Genomic DNA, 22,208 nt, shown 5'->3' on the forward strand with positions numbered 1-22,208 from the left:
GGGCGGTCGCAGCGGTCACGCTCGCCCGCCCGAGTGGCCGGTGATGGACAAGAACACGTCGTCGAGCGAGGGGCGGCGCAGCGCGATGTCGGCCAGCTCCACACCGGCGCTGTCGAGCCTGCGCAGCGCCTCGGTCAGCGTGGCTGCGCCTTCCGGCGCCGGGATGGACAGCCGGTCGCCGCCGTCGATGTCGGCCAGCACCGCGGGCGGCACCAGGTCGCCAAGGGCGTACGCGGCGGTGCGCAGTTTCTTCTGATCCAGCGGGACGACCTCGCAGTAGCTGCCGCCGGTCTTCTCCTTGAGTTCGTCGGCGGTGCCCTCGGCGATCACCGTGCCCTTGTCGATCACGATGATGTTGTCGCTGAGCACGTCGGCTTCCTCCAGGTACTGCGTGGTCAGCAGCACCGTGATGCCCTGCGTCTTCAGCGCGGTCACCAGGTCCCAGACGCCCTGCCTGCTGCGCGGGTCCAAGCCCGTGGTCGGCTCGTCCAGGAACACCACCTCGGGACGCACCACCAGCCCGCAGGCGATGTCCACGCGGCGGCGCATGCCGCCCGAGTAGTGGCGCACGGCTCGGCGGCCCGCGCTCACCAGATCGAATTCCTCGAGCAAGGTGTCGGCGCGCTTGCGGGCCGTGGACTTGCCCAGGCCCATCAGTCTGCCGAACAGCTCGAGGTTCTCCCGGCCGGAGAGGTTCTCGTCCAGCGCCGCGTACTGGCCGGTCATCATGATCGAGCGGCGCACGCCCGCCGGGTCCTTCGACACGTCGTACCCGGCCACGACGGCGGTGCCGGAGTCGGCACGCAGCAGCGTGGAGAGGACCTTCACCATGGTCGTCTTGCCCGCGCCGTTCGGCCCCAGGATGCCGAGGACGGAAGCGCGTTCGGCGACGAAGCTGACGCCCTGCAGTGCGTGCACATCGCCGAACGACTTGCGAACGTCCGTTACCCGGACCGCAGGCTCACTCGCATGCGAATCCGCTTGGTTGGAACTCGGCATCAACTCTCCACTATCGGCCGGTACGGCGACCAGGTCGCCCGAGCGCGGGCGCACGCTCGGATTGGTGATCCGTCGCGCTCGGCGTGATGTTACCGGCCCGATCGCCCGGGCTGCCGCGTCGCGTGAGGTACCCGCACCAGCGTGCGCCCATTGTGTCCTTACTCACATTTTCCGCTGCCCGTTCGCCGTGCGGAGAATCGGCGCTGGTGAGCGCGATCCGATCCGGACACCGAGGCCGCGGCCGAGCCTTGTCGGCCCGCTGCGCCAGACCATAGTCTGCTTTGCGGGGGAAAACACTCACTCGTCCACGGATGTGGCCCCGCTGAGCGGTCCGCACGCCGGTTTCGACACTGCGAGAGGTGATCATGGCCGAGTCCGCGCAGTCACGGTTGGCGGCGCGTCCGGGAGGAACGGGCCGAACGAACGTCCTGACGTCCTACGACCCGCGCACCGGCGAGGTCGTCGGCAACTACGCCGTGATGAGCGCGGGCGAACTGAATCGCGCCGTGCGAGCGGCTCGCTCCGCCGAAAAATGGTGGGCCGAACTCGGATTCAGCAGCCGGAAGCGGTGGCTGCTGGACTGGAAACGCGAGATCGCCCGGCGCTCTGGCGAATTGGTCTCCCTGCTGTGCGAGGAGACCGGGAAGCCGGTAGCCGACGCCGCGATCGAGGTGATGCTCGCGGTGGAGGACCTCGACTGGGCCGCGCGCAACGCGGGCCGCGCACTGGACCGGCGGCGCATCGGTTCCAACTGGCTCACCCGCAATCAGCGGGCCTCCGTCGGGTATCTGCCGCTGGGCGTCGTGGGCGTGCTCGGCCCGTGGAACAACCCGGTGTTCACCCCGATGGGTTCGATCGCCTACGCGATGGCGGCGGGCAACGCCGTGGTGTTCAAGCCGCACGAGCTGACCACCGGCGTCGGCGTGTGGCTGGCCGACAGCTGGTCCCGGCTCGCACCGAACCAGCCGGTGCTGCAAGTGGTTACGGGTGACAAGGCCACCGGCACCGCGCTGTGCCGCGCGAAGGTCGACAAGATCGCCTACGCCGGCTCCGAAGCCGTTGCGCGCGAGGTGATCTCGGTGTGCGCCCAGACCATGACGCCGGTCATCGTGGAGCGCAGCGGCAAGGGCAGCATGGTCGTGCACGTCGACGCGAAACTCGACGACGCCGCCGAGGCCGCCGTGTTCGGCGCGATGGCCAACGCCGGGCAGAACGCCACCGGCATCCAACGGGCCTACGTCGCCCAATCCGTCTACGACCGCTTCCTGGAGTTGGTCGCGGATCAGGCCCGCAAGCTGCGGCCGGGCGCGGACCGGAAGGCGTCCTACGGCCCGATGATCATGGAGTCACAGATCGAAGTGGTGCGCAGACAGGTGCGCGACGCGGTGGCCCGCGGCGGCCGCGCGGTCGTCGGCGGGCTGGACTCCATCCGCGATCCCTACATCGAGCCGATCGTGCTGGCCGAAGTGCCGGAGGAGAGCACCGCGATCACCGGCGAGGGCATCGGCCCGGTGCTCATCGTGAACAAGGTGGCGAGCATGGACGAGGCCGCCGAGCGGATCAACGCGGTGGGCACCGACGTCGCGGTGTCGGTGTTCACCAGGGACGTGCACGAGATCGAGGCGTTCGCCGAGCAACTGCGCGCCGGGGTGGTGACCATCAACTCCTCGACCGCGTACGCGGGCATTCCCGCGCTGCCTTTCGGCGGTGTGGGCGAATACGGCCAGGGCCACAGCCACGGCGACCAGGGACTACGAGAGTTCAGCCGGACCCTGGCCATCACCCGCAAGCGGTATCAGGCGCCGGTGAATCTGTCCACGTTCGACCGGCACCCGCGCCATCTCCGCCTGGCCAGAACGATCTTCCGGATCCGGCACGGCCGCCGCCCCTGAGCGGCGCGCCCACGCGTACCTCCGCCTTCGCTACGGCCATGCGCGGGCTGATGACGGACGCTGTCCGGCTGCGCCTCCTCTGCGTACCTCCGCCTTCGCTACGGCCATGCGCTGCGCCTACCTCCGCCTTCGCTGCTTGCGGCCATGCACGGGGTTAATGGCGGGCATCGTCCGGCTGCGCGTTATCGGCGAGCAGCACCGCGTCCATCAGCGCGGTGACGCGGGCCAATTGCGCGGGCCGGGAATCGAATCGGATCAGCCTGCCCACATCGATCACCTGACTGATGGCGGCGTGCACCCGGAAACGCGCTTCCACCGGGTCGCCGTCCAGCAGGTTGGCCCATTCCAGCACGTTCTGCCGCTGGATGGCGCGCAGCTTGTGCTGCTCGGCCTGCGGCAGGTTGCCGAACTCGGCGTAGTACACCGCCATGATCTCGGGCATGGCGAAACTCAGTTTGGCGTAGCGGTCGGCCACGTTGCGCGCGGCGTCCGCCCGGCTCGTGGCTTCGGCCAGCGCCTCGGTGATCGCGATGGCCAGCCGGTCGCCGGTGCGGTGGAACGCCGCGGCGAGCAGGTCGGCCTTGCTCGCGAAGTACCGGTACACGCTGGAGGCGTTGATGCCGACGGCGGCGCCGATCTCCTCGATGCTCGCCTCGTGATACCCCTGCCTGCCGAAAATCCGGATGGCTTCGGTGAGCAATTGTTCGCGCTTGGAGGTCACCGGGATGCCGCGCACGGGCGGGCCGGGATCCGGTTCGGCGGGCGCGGGAGGCAGTTCGGTGCGCAGGATGGCCCAGGACATCTGACGCAACAGCGGAAGCAGCCGAGCGCTCGACAGTGCGGTGCGGTGCGCGGCGATGCTGGCGATCGCGCTGAGCACGCCCGCGGCCAGCATCGCCACGTCCGCGGGCGGCGCCTCGGGTCGCAGCAGCGCGATCGGCGCCGCGAGAGTGTTGTTCAGGTCGTCGTAGATCTTCTTGATCCGGACGCGGTCGTCCCGCTCGAGATAGCGCCGCTCCCAGCGGTAGAGCCCGGCCTCGCGGCGGATGTCGACGGTGTGCTCGCTGATCGCGCGGATCAGCGCGTCGGCGCGCCGCACCGGGTCCAGCCGAGTGTCGTCGGCCCCCTCGGCGACGTTCAGCAGGTGTTGCGCGCCCTCCTCCGCGGCGGCGACCAGCAACGCGTACTTGTTCGTGAAATGCCGGTAGAGGGCGGGACCGGAGATGCCGACCTCGGCGGCGATCTCGTCCACGCCGACCGGGTAGTACCCGCGTTCGCTGAACGCGCGGGCGGCCGCCCGGATGATCTGTACCTTGCGGTCCTTCGGACGGCGGCGCACCGACGGCGCGCCCTCAGCGCTCGCCCGCCTGCCCGGTTCGGGGCGCGCGGGAGCGAGATCGACCTCGCTGCGATCCGCGACCATGCACCTCTCCGTTCTCCGGCGGCGCTGGTTGACAGCGCCCGACAATGGAACCTAAGTTAACCACAATTCGCAAAGTTAACCACTATTCACGGCCTGGCATCCGGCGAATTGCAGCTTAGGAGCAAACGTGAGCAACAACGATTCCGCGGCCCCGGCCGCCCCCTCCGCCGCGAAGTTCACCGCGGTCCAGGACGGCAAGGTGCTCCGGATCACGATCACCAACCCGAAGCGGAAGAACGCCATCGACTACGACACCATGGTCGCGCTCGGGGACGCCTTCCGCGCGGCGGCGGACGACCGCGCGGTGCGGGCGATCGTACTGACCGGCGAGGGCGGCGATTTCTGCACCGGCGCCGATCTCTCGGCGAGCGCGGACGAGGCGCGGCGGGGCATCACCTCGGACATGGTGATGGACGCGGCGAACCGGCTGGTGCGGGCCATCGTCGACGCGCCGGTCCCGGTGATCGTGCGCATCCGCGGCGCCGCGGCGGGCGTCGGCGTCGGCATCGCGCTGGCCGCCGACCTGGTCTACGCGAGCGAGGACTCCTACCTGCTGCTGGCCTTCATCAACATCGGCTTGATGCCCGACGGCGGGGCGGCCGCGCTGGTGGCCGCGGCGGCGGGCCGCCCGCTGGCGGCGCGGATGGCACTGCTCGGCGAACGGCTGCCCGCCCGGGAAGCCGCGGCCGCCGGTCTGTTCACCGCCGTCGTGCCCGACGACGATCTCGACGCCGCGGTCGAGGCCGGGGTCGAGAAGATCGCCACGGGTCCGCGCCGCGCGCTGGAACTCACCAAGCACGCGCTGAACCAGGCCACGCTGACGGCGCTGGACGCGGCCCTGGCCGCCGAGAAGGCGGGGCAGACCGAGCTGCTGCGCTCCCCCGATTTCATCGAGGGCGCGACCGCGATGCTCAGCAAGCGCAAGCCCGTCTTCGCCGACTGATCAGCCCGCCGGAACGTAGCTACCGACAGGCGACTATGTTCATCGGCTATGACTTACCTGGTTACCGGGGCAACTGGGTTCATCGGTCGTTTTCTCATCCCTGAGCTCCTGAAACGCGAGGGTGACATTCACGTGCTGGTTCGGCCGGGCGACGCCTCGGCCGACCGGTTCGCCTGCTGCGCGCAGGAATGGGCGGGCGGCGACCGCGTCCGTCCGGTGCGCGGCGATCTGGGCGCCCCGGGACTCGGCATCGATCCGACCTGGCTGGCCCGGCATCGCGGCGCCATCGAGCACGTCTTCCATCTGGCCGGAGGCTACGACCTGACCGAGCGCGGCGGCGGGACCAGGCACCTGGTCGACGTCGCCGAGGAGCTGGGCGTCGGCTTGCTGCACCACGTCTCGACCGTGGAGGTGGCCGGGTCCACCGAGGGCCTGTTCACCGAGGACATGTTCGATCACGGGCAGGCGCTGGCCACCCCGATGCAGCGAGCGAACTTCGAGGGCGAGCGGATCGTCCGGGAATCGTCGCTGCGCTGGCGGATCTATCGCCCGTCGATCGTGATCGGGCATTCCAGGACCGGCGAGATCGATCGGATCGACGGCCCGTACTACTTCTTCCGCCTACTGCGCATGGGCGCGCAGCTGCCGAGGCTGCTGCCGGTCCTGGTGCCCAAACTGGGCGAGACCAACATGGTCCCGGTGGATTTCGTGGCTCGCGCCCTCGATCACATCGCGCATCGCGCCGGCTCGGACAAGATCACCTATCACCTGGTGGATCCGCGCAGGCAGAGCGCGGTCGACGCGCTGAACCTGTTCGCCGACGAGGCGGGCGCGCCACATCTGGTCGAGGTGATGCCCAAGCGCACGTTGGACATGATGTTGCGGGTCCCCGGCGCGAACTGGCTGCTGCCCCGGGTCGGTGTGCCGCTGGACGTGCTGGAGCACAGTGAATTCGCCTGCTGGTTCGACTGCAGGCACACCAGCGCGGCCCTGGCGGGCACCGACATCAGGGTTCCGCCGTTGGACGCCTACGCACCACGGATCTGGAAGTACTGGATCGAGAACTGGGTCTGATCGGCGCGCCGCGCCGGGCGGGCTACCGCCCGGTGACGGTGAGGTAGATCAGGGCGGCATTGAGCACGGAGATGATCGCCGCGACCGTCCAGGCCAGCGCGGTGGTCACGCGATGGTTGACGTCCGCGCCCATCAGCGTGGGGTCACTCGTGAAGCGCACCAAGGGAATCAGCGCGAACGGGATGCCGAACGACAGCACCACCTGGGAGATGATCAGCGCGCGGGTCGGGTCGATCCCCAGCGCCAGGACCGCGATGGCGGGGATCAACGTGATCAGCCTGCGTGTGATCAGTGGGATTCGCCGGTGCAACAGGCCCTGCATGATCATCGCGCCCGCGTAGGCGCCGACCGACGTCGAGGCCAGGCCGGAGGCGAGCAGGCCGATCGCGAGCAGCAGCGCGGCGGCCGGGCCGAGCACGTCGCCGACGGCCGCGTGCGCGTCCTCGATGGTCTCGACGTTTCGGCCGCGCAGGGTGTTGGCCGCCATGAGCAGCATGGCCAGGTTCACCGTGCCCGCCAAGATCATGGCCAGCCCGACGTCGACCTTGGTGATCCGCAGTAGCCTCGCGCGAAGCGGCCCCGGCGCCGGTTGCCCGTGCCGGTCGCGGGCCAGGCCGGAATGCAAGTAGACCGCGTGCGGCATGACCGTGGCGCCGATCATGGCGGCGGCGAGCAGCACGCTCTCGGTGCCCTGGAAGCGCGGCAGGAGACCGCCCACCGTGCCCCCGGCCGACGGCGGGGCGATGACCACGCTCGCCAGGAATCCGATCGCGATGATCGCGAGCATCCCGGTGATCACCCGCTCGAACGGCTGCTGGCCGCGACGGTCCTGCACCAGCAGCAGAACCATCGACACCGCGCCGGTGATCACGCCGCCGACCAGCAGGGGCAGGCCGAACAGCAGATGGAGCGCGATGGCGCCGCCGACCACCTCGGCCAGGTCGGTGGCGATCGCGACCGTCTCCGCCTGGCCCCAGTAGGCCAGCCGGACCGGACCGCTCGCCTTCGCGCGCACCGCCTCCGGCAGCGACCACCCGGTGACCAGGCCGAGCTTGGCCGAGAGGAACTGGACCAGCCCCGCCATCACGTTGGCCAGCACGATGACCCAGACCAGGAGGTAGCCGAACTGCGCGCCCGCGCTGATGTTGGACGCGACGTTGCCGGGATCGACGTACGCGATGGCCGCGACGAACGCGGGCCCCAGCAGAACGGTCGCGGCACGCGCGCGCCCGGTGACGGACTTGGTCGACTCGACCAACGTAATACCCACGAACTGAATTTTACGGGTTCCCGAACTTTTTTGTGAAGGTTACCCCATAAAGAAGACCGCCTGGTCGCGCGACAGCGGCGACCAGGCGGTCGGAGGAATCTTGCCGGGCGGTCCCGGCTCGATTCGGATCAGATACCGAGCCCCTTCGCGAGCACGGGCCACGACAGCTGGAACTCGTCGCGCCAGTAGCCCCACGAGTGGGTGCCCGAGTCGCGGAAGTTGTAGGTGGCCGGGATGCCCAGCTGGTCCAGCTTGTTCTTCAGGTTGTGCGTGCAGTAGTTGGTGCCCGCCTCGATCACGCCGCCGATGACGATCTGGTTGGCCAGACCGTATGCGCCGGGCAGCGCGTACGGACCGTTGAGCGTGTCGTACTGGCCGGGCAGGCCGTTGCCGGTGGAGATGTAGAGGTCGAGCCCGCGCAGTCCCTCGGCGTTCACGTACGGGTCGTTGGCCACCCAGTCCGGCGAGCCTTCCGGACCCCACATGTTGTCGGTGTTGCCGCCGCCCCAGGTCTCGACGGTCAGCTTGACGAACTCGGAGCCGACCGGGTCACTGGTCTGCGCGCAACCGCTGTAGGCCGCGGCCGCCCTGTACAGGCCGGGCTTGGCGATCGGCAGCGCGAGCACCGTGGTGCCCGAGGTGGACAGGCCCGCGATGGCGTTCACGCCGTTGGTGCCCAGCGCGCCGTCGACCAGCGGGGGCAGCTCCTCGGTGAAGAAGGTCTTCCACTTGTTGCGGCCGAGTACCGGGTCGTCCTTGATCCAGTCGGTGTAGTAGCTCCACTTGCCGCCGATCGGCTGGATCACGTTGACGTTCTTGTCCGACAGGAACTGCAGCGCGTCGGTCTTCGCCTGCCACGAGGCTTCGTCCTCGCCGCCGCCCGCGCCGTTGAGCAGGTACAGCGTCGGACGCGGCACGGAGGCGTCGGCCGGGCGCTGGACGTCGATGATGACCTTCTCGTCCATCGCCGCCGAGTACACGTACAGCCGGATGCTGCGCGCGTCCTTGTACTCGGCCTTGGTGATACGCGAACCGTCCGGGGCGACCGGGTTGCCCAACAGAGTCTTGGAATCGATGATCGGATCAGCTGTCGCGCTGGACGCGCCGAGACCGGTCATCATCCCCGCGAGCACCGCGGTTGCCGCGATGGCGGCCGCGGCCCGCAGGCCACCGCGCCGGCTCTGTCGACGTATCAATTTCGCACCTTCGCTTCGTCTCGAGATTCGCTCTGCATGCCCCACACGCCGGGGTGGATGCCCAGGCATCCCGCCCGACCATACGGCCTATGTAGTCGTCACAACAGTGGACTTCGTTACCGCACCGTTGCCCTATCATGCCGGAACGGTGTCGGCTCGATCATGACCGCCCCATGTTCCGTGTCGCTTCCCACCCCGGGGGATCGAGCAACTCGGACAATCTGGGACCTATCTGCGCGAGCGCTTCCGGCGATGTCATCTGATCGTGCGAGACACCGACGGGATGATCGTCCACCCGGCCGTCGACATAAGGTTGCCAGCCGGCCGCCGCGGTGTCGTGACCGGCCGCGCTGAAGTAGTCCAATCGGCCCCGGAAGACGTCCGGCCGGTGCTCGGCGATCAACTCGGCCGAGCGCACCGCACTGCGGTAGATCCGGCGCACCCGGTCCGGGGTGAGCACCGCCATGTCCGGCGGGATGGTGGCGTGCAGCGCGGCCAGCGCGGCCTCGCTCAGATCGTGGACGTCGCCCTCGCCGGGCAGCAGGGCGTCCGCGCCGATGCCGAGTTCGGCCAGCGCCTCGCGGATCGCCGCCCGGAAATCCGTGACGTCGATGTCGGGGTGGCTGTCGAGCATGGTCAGCAGGCCGATCTCTTCGCCCGCGGCCTGGAGTTCGGTCGCCACCGCGTGCGCCAGCACACCACCGAGCGACCAGCCGAGCAGCCGGTAGGGCCCGTGCGGCTGCACCGCGCGGATCTCGGCCACGTAGCGGTGCGCCATCTCGAACAGCGACTCCGGCAGGTAGCCCTCTTCGGTGAGCGCGGGGGACTGCAGGCCGAAGATCGGCGTGCCTGCGGGCACGTAGCGCGCGAGGCCCGCGTAGCACCAGGACAACCCGTACATCGGATGCAGGCAGAACAGCGGCTCGGCGGCGGCCACGTCGTGCGGCACCATGGTGCGGATCGGCAGCAGCACGCCGAGCGCCGCGTTCGAGTCCTGGTCGTAGTCGTGATCGTCGGCCAGCGCGGCCATGATCCGGGCCGCCAGCGCCGCCGGGGTCGGGTCGGTGAAGAACCACTGCACCCGCACCTCGGCGCCGGTGAGCGTGCGCAGCCTGCTGACCGCCCGCGTGGCGACCAGTGAGGTGCCGCCGAGGCCGAAGAAGTCGTCGTCCATCCCGACCCGATGCGCCGGGCCGGGTTCGAGGACCTCGTCGAACACCTCGAGCACGGTCCGCTCCAGCGGCGTGCCCGGCGCGCGGTACGGACGCGCCACCAACGGCGGCGCTGGCAGCGCCTTGCGGTCGAGTTTGCCGCTGGCGTTGAGCGGAAGCTCGGCGAGCGCGACGACAGCCGAGGGCACCATGTACGACGGCAGCGCGGCGCGGGCGTGCGCCGCCAACGCGGCTTCGTCGAGGGTCGTCCCCGGCGCGCCGACGACGTACGCGACCAGCCGATCGCCGGTGGCGCCACGCACCACCGAGACCGCGGCGTGCCGCACCTGCGGATGACTCGTCAGCACGGCCTCGATCTCACCGAGTTCCACGCGCTGGCCGCGCAGTTTGACCTGGAAGTCGCTGCGGCCCAGGTATTCCAGCGCGCCGTCGTGCCAGCGCACGATGTCCCCGGTGCGATAGAGCCGGGTGCCGCCCGCATGGGCGACGAAACGCTCGGCCGTCAGGGCCGGGGCCCCGAGATAGCCGCGCGACAATTGCGCACCCGCGACGTACAACTCGCCCGCCGCGCCCGGCGGCACCGGCTGCAACTGCCGGTCGAGCACGTGCACGCGGGTGTTGGCCGCCGGGATGCCGATCGGAACCGCCGCCGCGGCGGTGTCGCGCACGGGATGGCCGGTGACCACGGTGGCCTCGGCGGGGCCGTACCAGTTGATCAGCTCGGCGCCCGGCACGGCCGCGGCGAACTTTTTCGCGATGGCCCCGGACAACGCCTCGCCCGCGGCGAACACCCGGCGCAGCGAGGGGTACGCCACGATCGGGCCTGCCACGGGATCCAAGAACGCGTCCAGCATCGATGGCACGAAATGCGCCGTGGTCACCGCGTTGTCGACGATGACGCGGGCCAGATAGGCCGGGTCGCGATGCCCGTCGGGCGCGGCGATCACGATCGACGCCCCGGTCTGCAACGGCCAGAACAACTCCCAGGCGGAGATGTCGAACGTGATCGGCGTCTTGTGCAGCACCACGTCGTCGCCGCCGTGCGGGTAGGCCGACTGCGCCCAGCGGAACTGATTCACCATCTGCCGGTGCGTGATCATCACGCCTTTGGGGTGGCCGGTGGAGCCGGAGGTGTAGATGACGTAGGCGACGGTGTCCGGACGCACCTCCTCCTGCGGCCAAGGACCTTCGTACGGAGGCAGATACAGCGTGTCCACGGCGACCACCGGCACGCCGGTCGCGGTGTCGAACGCGTCCGCGGTGGTGGTCAGAGCGCAGATCGGGGCGGCGCTGCCGAGGACGTACTCGCTGCGTTCGGCCGGGTGGTCCGGGTCGATCGGGACGTAACCGCCACCGGCGCGCAGCACCGCGTAGATCGCGACGACCAGGTCGATGCCGCGCCGCATGGCCACGGCGACCAGCGTCTCCGGGCCGACGCCCCAACGCATCAGCTCGACGGCCAAGGACCGGGCGCGCGAGTCGAGTTCGGCGTAGGTGAGCGTGGTACCGCCGAAGCGGACCGCCGGCGCGTCCGGCGTGCGCGCCACCTGCGCGTCGAACAGGGAGGTCAACGTCGCGCCGTCGAGCAGTTCCGGCACGTCGGTGGCGTTGTGCGCGGCCAGCTCGGCGCGCTCGGCGTCCAGCAGCACGTCGATATCGCCGACGCGCGCCTGAGGAGTGGTCACGAAGCGGCCGATCAGCGCCGAGAGCCGCTGTGCGAGCGCGAGCGCCGCCGGTTCGTCGATGACGTCGCGCAGGTACTTCACCGAGACGCGCAATTGGTTGTCCAGCACCACCATGACCGTGAACGGGTAATGGGTGCCGTTGACCGCGCCGACGCCGGTGACGCTCATACCGTCGATGGCGCCGGCCCGGTCCAGGCCCTCCCGGTCCACCGGGAACGACTCGAACACGACGAGCGAGTCGAACAGCCCCTCCACGCCGACGGCTTCCTGAATGTCGCTCAGCCCCAGGTAGTGATAGTCCAGCAGGGCGGCCTGCTCGGCCTGTAGCTGCCGCAGCAGCCCGCCCAGCGTGCCGGTCGGGTCGAGCCGCACCCGCACCGGGATCGCGTTGAGGAACAGGCCGACCATCGCCTCGACACCGTCCAGCTGGGGCGGCCTGCCGGACACGGTGGCGCCGAAGACAACGTCGTCACGGTCGGCGGTGCGACCGATCAACAGCCCCCAGGCCGCCTGCACCACGGTGTTCACCGTGACGCCCAGCCCCGACGCGAGCCGGGTCAGCGCGGTGGTGTCGGCGGGGGACAACTCGAACCCGACTTCGCCCACGCCCGAGGCGATCTCGCGGCCGGGATCGACCGGCGCCAGCGGCGTCGGCTCGGTGACACCGGCCAGCGCGGCGCGCCACGCGGAACGGGCCGCTTCCGCGTCCTGAGCGACCAGCCAGGCCAGATAGTCGCGGTAGGACGGCACCGAGGGCAGGTGCCGGGATTTGCCGCCGAACGCGTACAGGGTGAGCAGATCCTTCATCAACAGCGGCATGGACCAGCCGTCGACGAGGATGTGGTGACTGGTCACCAGCAGGTGGTAGCGGGCCGCGGCGGAGCGGATCAGCGCGAACCGCAACAGCGGCGCGGTCCGCATGTCGAAGTGGTCGGCCAGATCCGCCGCCTTGATCCGCTCCAGTTCGGCTCGGGCCGCGTCGGGTTCCAGCTGACCCAGATCGATCAGCCGCCACGGCACCTCCAGCGAATCCTGCACGATCTGTACGGGCTTGCCCTCGCTGTCGTCGGCGAAGGCGACGCGCAGGTTGTCGTGCCGGTCCAGCACCGCTTGCGCGGCCGCGCGCATCCGGCGGGCGTCCACCGCGCCGCTGAGATCGAGCACGAACTGGGTGGTGTAGACGTCCACCGAGCGCTCCGCGAGCAGGGCGTGGAACAACATGCCCGATTGCAGCGGGGTGAGCGGCCAGGCGTCGGACAGGTCGGGGTAGGCGCGGGCGAAGCGGTCGATGTCGGGCTGTTTGAGCCGCACCAGCGGAAAATCGGAGGGGGTGTAGCCGCCCGCGTCCGGGCGCAGTCCGTGCTCGGCGAGGCCGCCGAGCGCGCGGATCCAGTGCTCGGCGAACGTTTTCGCGTCCTCACCGCGGAACGCGGCGGCGGCGAAGTCGAACCGGGCGAGCAGGCCGTCGTCGGTGGCGTCGACGGTCAGTACGAGCAGCAGGTCGTCCGACGGGATGTCGGTGTGCACGCGCGCCGGACGCAGGTCCCGGTAGCGCAGCGCGAACCGGCCACGCCCGAGGCCACGCAGCTCGGCGGCGGTCTCGGCATTGAGATGGCGCAACAGGCCGTAGCCGACACCGCGCGAGGGCACCGACCGGCGCAACTCCTTGATCTGCGCGATCGCGATGCCCGCCGCCGGTCCGCCGATCAGGGCATCATCGATGTCGATCCGGCTCAACCGCAACGGCAGCGGATATTCGGTGACGAAGCCGCCCACCGTGCTCGCCCCATCGGCGTCGGTGGCCGCGCGACCGTCGGCGGACAGCCGGACGACCGAACCGATGGCGCGTGTGACGGTCTCTCCCGCGGAGGTCTGCAGTGCCAGCGCCAGCGCGGTGAGCAGGATGTCCTCCACCCCGGCGTGGTAGGCCTCGGCGGCCGCGGCGACGGCCGCCGCACCCTCCGCGGTGATGGTGAGCGATACCCGGCTGCGTGCGTGCAGATCCCGTCCCTCGGTTCCCGCGCCCTCCGGGACGGAGCCGAGCGCTGGTCGCCACCAATCCATTTCGGCGACGGTGACCGGATCGTGCGCCTTGGCCGAGAGGGCGCGGATGAGCACGCCGAGGTCGGCTTCGGCGCTCGCGGGCGCGGCGTGGCGCGCCCGCTCCCACCGGGCGGTGAGCTGGTCGACGACCGCCCGCCAGGAAACGTCGTCGATGACGAGGCTGCTGGCCACGACGATCAGCGTGGAGCGGGCCTCGGGTCCGCCGGTGAGCACGAAGTAGATGTTGCGGCCCTGTTCGGGGTCGAGGGCGGCCGCGACCGCCTGCACAACGTCATCGATGGGCAGCGAAGTCTCGCCGCGCTGCGGGTCCAGCCTGCGGAACGCCTCGCCGGTGCGTTCGGCGGCGGCGGGAATGCGCAGCACCGGCGTGCCGTCCTCGCCGTAGCGCAGCTGTACCCACAACATCGGATGCTGCTCGAGCACTGCGGCGACCGCGCCGTGCACCGTCTCCACGGAGCAGGTCTCGGGGATGTCGAGCGCGATGGCCCGCACTTCGATGCCTTCGTCCAGCATCCGCGCGGCGTCCGGCGTCAGCGGTAGTTCGCCCGCCTCGTCACCGCCGTCGCCGCCCTCCACCGCGGCGGCGCGGGCCAGCGCGGCGACGGTCCGGCATTCGAAGACGTCCCGCGGCGCGAAGGTCACACCTCGTGCGCGCGAACGGGAGACCACTTGGATGGACACGATGCTGTCGCCGCCGAGGGCGAAGAAGTCGTCATCGATCCCGACCCGTTCGAGACCGAGCACCTCGCCGATCACCTCGGCGATCACCAGTTCGGCAGGGGTTCGCGGCGCGCGGTAGGCGCGGAGGGCCGGCTCGGGCGCGGGCAGCGCCTTGCGGTCCAGTTTGCCCGCCGGGGTCAGCGGAATCGCGTCGAGCACGACGATCGCCGCCGGAACCATGTACTCCGGCAGTCTGCGTCCGATCCGTTCGGTCAGCACGGACGGGTCGGCCGTCGCCCCCTCGGCCGGTAGCACGTACGAGACCAGCATGGTGGCGCCCGAACCGGTTTCGCGACCGAGTGTCACGGCAAAGTCGACTTCGGGCTGGGCTGTGAGCGCGGCGTCGATCTCGCCGAGCTCGATGCGGAAGCCGCGCACCTTGACCTGGAAGTCGTTGCGGCCCAGGTACTCCAGGACCGGCGCACCGCCGCCGCGGCGCCAGCGCACCAGATCGCCGGTGCGGTAGAGACGCTCGCCGGGCACGCCGTACGGGTCCGCCACGAAGCGAGCGGCGGTCAGTGCCGAGCGCGCGTGATAGCCACGCGCGAGCTGGATGCCGCCCAGATACAACTCGCCCGTGACGCCCTCGGGCACCGGGCGCAGCCTGCTGTCGAGCACCAACGACCGCATCCCGCGGATCGGTCCGCCGATCGTGACCGGTTCGCCGGGCCGGAGCGGGTCGCTGATGTTGGTCATGATGGTGGTTTCGGTCGGCCCGTAACCATTGTGGAAATCGCGTTCGGACATGGTCGTCCACTTGGCCGCCAGATCGGCGGGCACCGCTTCGCCGCCCGCCACGACGGCCCGCACCCCCGGCAACGCGTCCGGATCCAGCGAGGCGAGCACCGACGGCGTGAGGAAGGCGTGCGTGACGCCTTCGGCGCGGATCAGCTCGGCCAGTTCCGCGCCACCGAAGGTCGACGGCGGCGCAACCACGAGCACGCCCGCGGAACCCAGCGCGAGCAGCAGTTCCAGCACCGACGCGTCGAACGAAGGCGACGCGAACGCCAGGGCACGGGTGGAACTGTCGAGCCGATAGCGCTCCACCTGTTCGGCGCTGAAATTCGCCAGGCCTTCGTGGGTCACCACGACGCCCTTCGGCACGCCGGTGGAGCCGGATGTGTAGATCACATACGCGGCGTTGCTCGCGCGCAGCGGTCCGCGCAGCTCGTCTGGCCGCAATGGCTCATCCGAGCGCACTGCGACGTCGAGGGTGAAGTCCTGATCGTCCAAGGCGAGCCAGCCGCCGGGCAGGGGCAGGTTGTCCAGTTCGGCGGTGAGCGTCACGCCGAGTGCTACGCCGGAGTCCGCGACCATGCGCGCGACGCGGTCGGCCGGATAGGTCGGGTCGATCGGAACGAACGCCGCCCCGGTCTTGGTCACCGCCCACAGTGCCAGCACGGATTCCACCGAACGACGGATCGCAATGGCGACCGGCACTTCCGGTCCCGCGCCGCGGTCGATCAGCGCCCGCGCCAATTGCGCCGAAGCCGCGTCGAGTTCTGCGTAACTGAAGGTGCGGTCGTCCGCGACCACGGCGATTCCGGCCGGATTCCCGGCGACGGCCGCGGCCATCAGTTCCGGCAGCGTGCGCGGCGGCACGGCGGGTGCGCCGGTACGGGCGATCAGCTCCGCGCGCTCGGAGTCGTCCAAGATCTCCAGATCGCCGACGGCGGTCTCCGGGCGCTGGGCGACCGCGGACAGGATGCGACGGAACCTGCGGCCGAACTCGACCACGGTCGCTTCGTCGAACAGGTCACGAGCGTAGGTGAATTCGGCGGCCAGGCCGGCTTCCGCACCGGATTCGGCGCGCTGCTCGCGCACGGTCAGCAGCAGGTCGAACTTGGCGGTGTCGGCGGCCGGGTCGAGCGCGGTGAGGCTCAGGCCGGGTAGCTCGAAGCCGGTCGCGGACAGGTTCTCGAACGACAGCGCCACCTGGAACAGCGGATGGCGACCGGCCGACCGTTCGGGGGCGAGCACTTCGACCAGCCGCTCGAACGGGATGTCGGCGTTGGCGAAGGCGCGCAGGTCCGTTTCCCGCGTGCGAGCCAGCAGTTCGGTGAAGCCGAGACCGGGCGTGACCTGGCTGCGCAGCACCAGCGTGTTGACGAACATGCCGATCAGGTCGTCCAGTTCGGCTTCGCCGCGGCCCGCGACGGGCGTGCCGATGGCGATGTCCTCGGTGCCGGACAGACGAGCCGATAACACCGCGAACGCGGCGTGTACCACCATGAACAGCGTGGCGTTGTGCCGCCGCGCGAGATCGGCAAGCGCGGCGTGCACGTCGGCCTCGATGACGAAATCGGCTCTGCCGCCCGCGAAGGACTGGGCGGGCGGGCGCGGCCGGTCCGCGGGCAGGTTCAGCTCGTCGGGCAGGTCGGCGAGTTCGGTGGTCCAGTAATCCAATTGCTCGCCCGCCGGCGACTCGGGGTCGTCGTCGGGGCCGAGCGCGTCGCGCTGCCAGAGCGCGTAGTCGGCGTACTGGATGGGCAGCGGGACCCAGGACGGCTCCTGGCCGCCGGTGCGCGCCACGTAGGCCAGCATCAGGTCCCTGGTCAGCGGGCGCATCGACCAGCCGTCGGCGCTGATGTGGTGGGCGACGAAGACCAGCACGTATTCGGTGCCCGCGAGCTGGAACAGCTTCGCGCGCAACGGCGCATCGACCGTCACGTCGAAGCCCGCGGCGACGACCCGCTGAATCTCGCCCGCGACGTGCTCGTCGCCGATCTGCACGGGAGCCAGATCCACCGCAACCTCGTGCGGAGCGAGGACCCGCTGTACCGGGCCGTCCGGCGTCTGCGGGTAGATCGTGCGCAGGATCTCGTGACGGGCGACGAGGTCGGCGACGGCAAGCCGCAACGCGGCCACGTCCAGGTCGCCGGACAAGCGGATAGCGGCCGAGATGTTGTAGACCGAGGCCGAGGTGTCGAACTGGTTGAGGAACCACATGCGCTGCTGCGCGAACGACAGCGGGATGCGGTCCGGACGCGGACCCGCGACGAGCGGGATACGTTTGCGTTCACCGGAGCCCCGCTCGACCTTGATCGAGAGTGCGGCGACGGTCGCTGCCTCGAAGATCGCGCGGACCGGCACACGGGCATCCAGCGCCGCGCCGATCCGCGCCGCGACCTGCGTCGCCAACAGCGAATTACCACCGAGCGCGAAGAAGTCGTCATCCGCGCCGACACGCTCCACCCCGAGCACCTCGGCGAACACCGACGCCACGATCTCCTCGATCGGAGTCGACGGCGCACGGAAGGCTTGAATCTCGAACTCCGGCTCCGGCAACGCCTTGCGGTCGAGCTTGCCGTTGACGTTCAACGGCAACGCATCCAACACCACGAACGCCGACGGCACCATGTACGACGGCAACCCAGCAGTGAGTTCAGACTTCACCCGCGCCACATCGACACCGGCCTCGGCAGGCACCAGGTAGGCCACCAAACGGTCACCGGTCTTCGGATCCGACTTCGCGATCACCGCCGTCTGCGCGATCTGCGGCAGCGCGAGCAGGGCGGCTTCGATCTCACCGAGCTCGATACGGAAACCACGGATCTTCACCTGGAAGTCCGTACGACCCCGATATTCCAGTTCGCCGGTGCTCGTCCACGCAACCAAATCACCGGTGCGATACATCCGCGCACCCGGCTCGAACGGGTTCGCCACGAACCGATCCGCCGTCAGATCCGCACGACCGAAATAGCCACGCGCCAACTGCGCACCAGCCAAATACAACTCACCCGACACACCCACCGGAACCGGACGCAAACGACCATCCAGCACGAACACCCGGCTGTTCCACACCGGCCCGCCGATCGACACCGACATCTCGTCAGCGAGCGTCACCCGATGGCTGGTGATCGACACCGCCGCCTCGGTCGGACCATATAGATTGAACAATTCCGTACGCGGACAGCCGCGTAGGAACCGCTGCGCCACCGAACCGGGTAGGGACTCACCGATCGCCAGCACCCGCCGTGGCGACCAGTCGTCCGCCGCAGGCCGGTGTGCCGACAGCGCCGCCAGCATCGACGGCACCACGTGCAGGGTGGTGACCGATTCCCGCACCATCAGGTCGTGCAGATACGCGGGGTCCCGATGACCATCCGGCGCGGCGATCACCAGACGGCCACCGCGGACAGCGGCCGACCAGAACTCCCACACCGACAAGTCGAACGTGGCCGCCGTCTTCAGCAGCACCGAGTCGTCCTGCGTCAGCTCGAACTCGGCCGTCTTCCACAGCAACTGGTTCACGACCGCCGCGTGTGGCACCGCGACGCCCTTCGGGCGTCCGGTCGAACCCGACGTGAAGATGACGTAGGCCGTGTTCTCCGGCCGTAGGGGCACGACCCGCTCGGAGTCGGTGAGCGGCACGCTCGCGACCGCGGTCAGTTCCAGATCTTCGAGCCGCACCACCGGCGCGACATCGGTATCGAAGTCCGACTCCGCGTTGCTCAGCACACACACCGGGGCGGAGACGGAGAGGATGTAGTCGGTCCGGTCCGCGGCTTGGTCGGGGTCGACCGGTACATACGCCCCACCGGCCTCGGCCACCGCGTACATCGCCACGACCAGATCCACCGATCGGCGGAACGCGAGCGCGACCCGGGTTTCGGGGCCGACGCCCACCGAGATCAGGTAACGGGCGAGGCGGTTCACCCGAGCGGCCAGCTCGGCGTAGCTCAGCTCGGCGCGTTCGCCGCCGGATAGGTCCGCGACCAGCGCGACGGCTCCCGGCGCCGCCGCGATGGTCCGGCGCAGTAGCGATGCCAAGGTGGCGGGCTGCACCGGATGGGTGGTGTCGTTCCACGCGGTGAGCACGTCGGTGCGCTCGGTGCCTGCGAGTAGGTCGATATCCCCGACCGGGACGGTGGGATCGGCGACCACGGCGGCGAGAATGCGCGAAAGCCGATCAGCGAACCCTTCGACCGTCGCCCGATCGAAAAGATCAGTCGCATACGTCAAGAACCCACCGATACCAGCCGCCGCACCCGACTCCGCATAAGCATCACCCACGATCAAATGCAGATCGAACTGCGACACATCCAAATCCGCGTCCACACCAGCCACCGACAAACCCGGCAACTCCAACACCGCCCGCGCGACGTTCTGAAACGACAACCCCACCTGGAACAACGGATGACGCGCCGTCGACCGCGGCGGATTCAACACCTCCACCAACCGCTCGAACGGCACATCCGCATGCGCGAACGCAGCCAGATCCGACTCACGCTGCCTACCGAGCAAACCCGCGAACGACTCACCCGGCTCGAACCGCGTCCGGAACACCACGGTATTGACGAACATACCGATCAGATCATCCAACTCCCGCTCACCACGACCCGCCACCGGAGTACCGATCGCGATATCCGAACTACCCGACAACCGAGCCAACAACACCGCGAACGCCGTATGCACCACCATGAACAACGTCGCCCCATGCGCACGAGCCAAATCCACAAGTCCCGCATGCGTCGCCGCATCGATCTCGATATCCACTCGCGCACCGGCCAGCGACGCCACCGCAGGCCGCGGACGATCCGTCGGCAACTCCAGCAAATCAGGCAGACCAGCCAACTGCTCCCGCCAGAAACCGATCTGCCGAGCCGCAATCGAACCCGGATCCGACTCCTCCCCCAACACCGCACGCTGCCACAACGCGTAATCCGCATACTGCACCCGCAACGACGACCACCCCGGAGCCTCACCCGAAGTACGCGCCGCGTACGCCACCATCACATCCCGCACCAACGGACCCATCGACGACGCATCCGCCGCGATGTGATGCACCACCACCGCCAACACATGTTCATGCGGCGCGTCCGCGATCCGCAGCAGCCGCACCCGCACGGGCACTTCGGCGGTCACGTCGAACGGAGTCGCCGCGAGCGTGTACACCTCGCTCGCGACCTCGTCCGCACCGATCGCATGCGCGCCCACATCCAGCGCCACCTGCCCGGCGGCCAGCACCACCTGCACCGGACCATCCGCGGTCTCCGGATACACCGTGCGCAGCACCTCGTGGCGCGCCACCACGTCGTGCAGCGCCGCACCCAGCGCGGCGACATCCAGTTCGCCGGTCAACCGCAATGCGAAGGGCAGATTGTAGGCCGTGGCGGCAGCGCCGTCCACGTGGTCGAAGCGGTTGAGGAACCACATCCGCCGCTGCGCCAACGACAACGGCAACCGCTCCGGCCGGGCGATGCTCCCCAGCTCCACACCACGCTCACCGGGCGTGTGCGACTCCAGCGCCGCCGCCAACCCCGCCACCGTCGAGTTCTCGAACAGCACCCGCACCGGCACGCGAGCATCGACCGCCGCACCCAAGCGCGCCGCCGCCTGCGTGGCGACCAGCGAATTACCGCCGAGCGCGAAGAAGTCGTCATCCGCGCCGACCCGGGTCACACCGAGCACCTCGCCGAACACACCCGCCACGATCTCCTCGACCGCCGTCGCGGGCGCACGGAACTCACGCGCGGTGAAGGCAGGTTCGGGAAGCGCCTTACGATCGAGCTTGCCGCTGGGATTCAGCGGCAACGCATCCAGTGCGACGATGGCGGCCGGAACCATGTAGCCGGGCAGCGTTTCCCCGATTGCAGCGAGCAGCTCGCCTTGCTCGATCGAGTACCCCGGCATGGGGACCGTGTAGGCGACGAGCTGGTCCCCGAGCGACGAAGGCGCGACCAAGGCCACCGCCTGGCTCACCGAAGGCTGCGCCAGCAGCGCCGTCTCGATCTCGCCCAGCTCGATCCGCTGACCACGGAACTTCACCTGGAAATCGGTCCGGCCGAGGTAGTCCAGCCGATGCGGCAGCGCTTCGGTCGGGGCGCGCCAGACCACCAGGTCACCGGTGCGGTACATCCGCTCACCGTTGCCGAAGGGATTGGCCACGAACCGGTCTGCCGTGAGATCGGGACGCCGCACATAACCGCGGGCCAGCTGATCACCGGCCAAGTACAGCTCACCGGGCACACCCACCGGCACGGGTTGCAGATGCGCGTCCAACACATACACCTGGGTGTTCCACTGCGGCACGCCGATCGGCACGCTGCGCTCGTCCGCGGCCGTCGCGGGCCAGTAGGTCACCGACACCGCCGCCTCGGTCGGGCCGTAGAGATTGTGCACGGCCGCGTCGGTCACCGTGCGCACGGCGGCGACGGTCTCCGGCGGCAGCGCTTCGCCGATCACGAAGATGTCGCGCAAAGTGGGGCACGACCCGGGAGCGGTGTGCGCGGCGAAGACCGTCAGCATGGACGGCACGAAGTCCGTCACCGTCACACCCTGCGCCGCAATGGTTTCCGCGACATACGCCGGATCGCGGTGCCCGTCGTGGGCGGCGACGACCAGCTTCGCGCCCACGCGCAGCGACAGGAAGTATCCCCACAGCGAGACGTCGAAGGTCGTCGCCGTCTTCTGCAGGTACACGTCGTCGGCGTCCAGCGGATAGGCCGCGAGCATCCAGCTGATCTGGTTCTGGATCGCGAAGTGCGAGATCGCCACGCCTTTGGGCCTGCCGGTCGACCCAGAAGTGAAGATCACGTACGCCGGATGGTGCGGCGACACCGGACGCACCAGTTCTTCCGCGCGAACCGGGCTGTCGTCGAATCGGTTCGGATCCAGCGCGTCCAGCAGCAGGACCGCGGTGCCTTCCGGCACGTCCACCGCGTCGGCGGAGGTCGTGAGGACGCAGACCGGCTGCGCCGTGTCGAGGATGTGCGCGATGCGTTCGGCCGGATGATCCGGATCCAACGGCACATACGCCCCACCCGA

General features: G+C 69.5%; 8 protein-coding genes. 3 read left to right on the forward strand and 5 right to left on the reverse strand.

What is annotated here, in order from left to right:
• Positions 1-15: 15 nt before the first annotated feature.
• Entirely contained in the window at positions 16-999 is a 984-nt protein-coding gene (locus ACL03I_RS35300) for an ATP-binding cassette domain-containing protein (RefSeq protein ID WP_355076010.1), read from the reverse strand.
• 365 nt (positions 1,000-1,364) lie between these two features.
• Between ACL03I_RS35300 and ACL03I_RS35305 the strand changes: the two genes are divergently transcribed.
• Positions 1,365-2,891: an aldehyde dehydrogenase family protein gene (locus tag ACL03I_RS35305; RefSeq protein ID WP_412808129.1), complete on the forward strand. Its 1,527-nt coding sequence runs from the start codon at positions 1,365-1,367 to the stop codon at positions 2,889-2,891.
• 154 nt (positions 2,892-3,045) lie between these two features.
• Here ACL03I_RS35305 and ACL03I_RS35310 read toward each other — a convergent pair whose 3' ends face one another.
• The gene (locus ACL03I_RS35310) at positions 3,046-4,314 is read right to left on the reverse strand and encodes a TetR/AcrR family transcriptional regulator (RefSeq protein ID WP_355076008.1); all 1,269 of its coding nucleotides are present in this window, start codon (positions 4,312-4,314) and stop codon (positions 3,046-3,048) included.
• A gap of 127 nt (positions 4,315-4,441) precedes the next feature.
• On the opposite strand from ACL03I_RS35310, the gene ACL03I_RS35315 reads away from it, so the two are divergent.
• Together ACL03I_RS35315 and ACL03I_RS35320 are read left to right on the forward strand one after the other, a co-directional pair.
• A complete protein-coding gene (locus tag ACL03I_RS35315; RefSeq protein ID WP_412808127.1) occupies positions 4,442-5,257 on the forward strand; it encodes an enoyl-CoA hydratase-related protein in 816 nt (271 codons plus the stop codon).
• 48 nt (positions 5,258-5,305) lie between these two features.
• Positions 5,306-6,331, forward strand: coding sequence for an SDR family oxidoreductase (locus ACL03I_RS35320; RefSeq protein ID WP_355076004.1), 1,026 nt, complete (start codon positions 5,306-5,308; stop codon positions 6,329-6,331).
• Between the two features lie 22 nt (positions 6,332-6,353).
• Here ACL03I_RS35320 and ACL03I_RS35325 read toward each other — a convergent pair whose 3' ends face one another.
• From ACL03I_RS35325 to ACL03I_RS35335, 3 genes are all read right to left on the reverse strand, one after another.
• A complete protein-coding gene (locus ACL03I_RS35325; RefSeq protein WP_355076312.1) occupies positions 6,354-7,595 on the reverse strand; it encodes an Nramp family divalent metal transporter in 1,242 nt (413 codons plus the stop codon).
• Between the two features lie 134 nt (positions 7,596-7,729).
• Positions 7,730-8,719 carry an alpha/beta hydrolase gene (locus ACL03I_RS35330; RefSeq protein ID WP_355076310.1) on the reverse strand — a complete coding sequence of 330 codons (990 nt, stop codon included), beginning with the start codon at positions 8,717-8,719 and terminating at the stop codon, positions 7,730-7,732.
• A gap of 238 nt (positions 8,720-8,957) precedes the next feature.
• Positions 8,958-22,208 (reverse strand): amino acid adenylation domain-containing protein (locus ACL03I_RS35335; protein WP_412808128.1); only part of this gene is annotated, 13,251 nt, incomplete at its 5' end.

This window comes from Nocardia sichangensis, from assembly GCF_047200615.1.
Taxonomy (GTDB): domain Bacteria; phylum Actinomycetota; class Actinomycetes; order Mycobacteriales; family Mycobacteriaceae; genus Nocardia; species Nocardia sichangensis.

Bases quoted from the DNA above. Each gene is read 5' to 3' on its own strand.
- ACL03I_RS35300 (WP_355076010.1), bottom strand. From the start codon at position 999: ATGCCGAGTTCCAACCAAGCGGATTCGCATGCGAGTGAGCCTGCGGTC.
- ACL03I_RS35305 (WP_412808129.1), top strand. From the start codon at position 1,365: ATGGCCGAGTCCGCGCAGTCACGGTTGGCGGCGCGTCCGGGAGGAACG.
- ACL03I_RS35310 (WP_355076008.1), bottom strand. From the start codon at position 4,314: ATGGTCGCGGATCGCAGCGAGGTCGATCTCGCTCCCGCGCGCCCCGAA.
- ACL03I_RS35320 (WP_355076004.1), top strand. From the start codon at position 5,306: ATGACTTACCTGGTTACCGGGGCAACTGGGTTCATCGGTCGTTTTCTC.
- ACL03I_RS35330 (WP_355076310.1), bottom strand. From the start codon at position 8,719: ATGACCGGTCTCGGCGCGTCCAGCGCGACAGCTGATCCGATCATCGAT.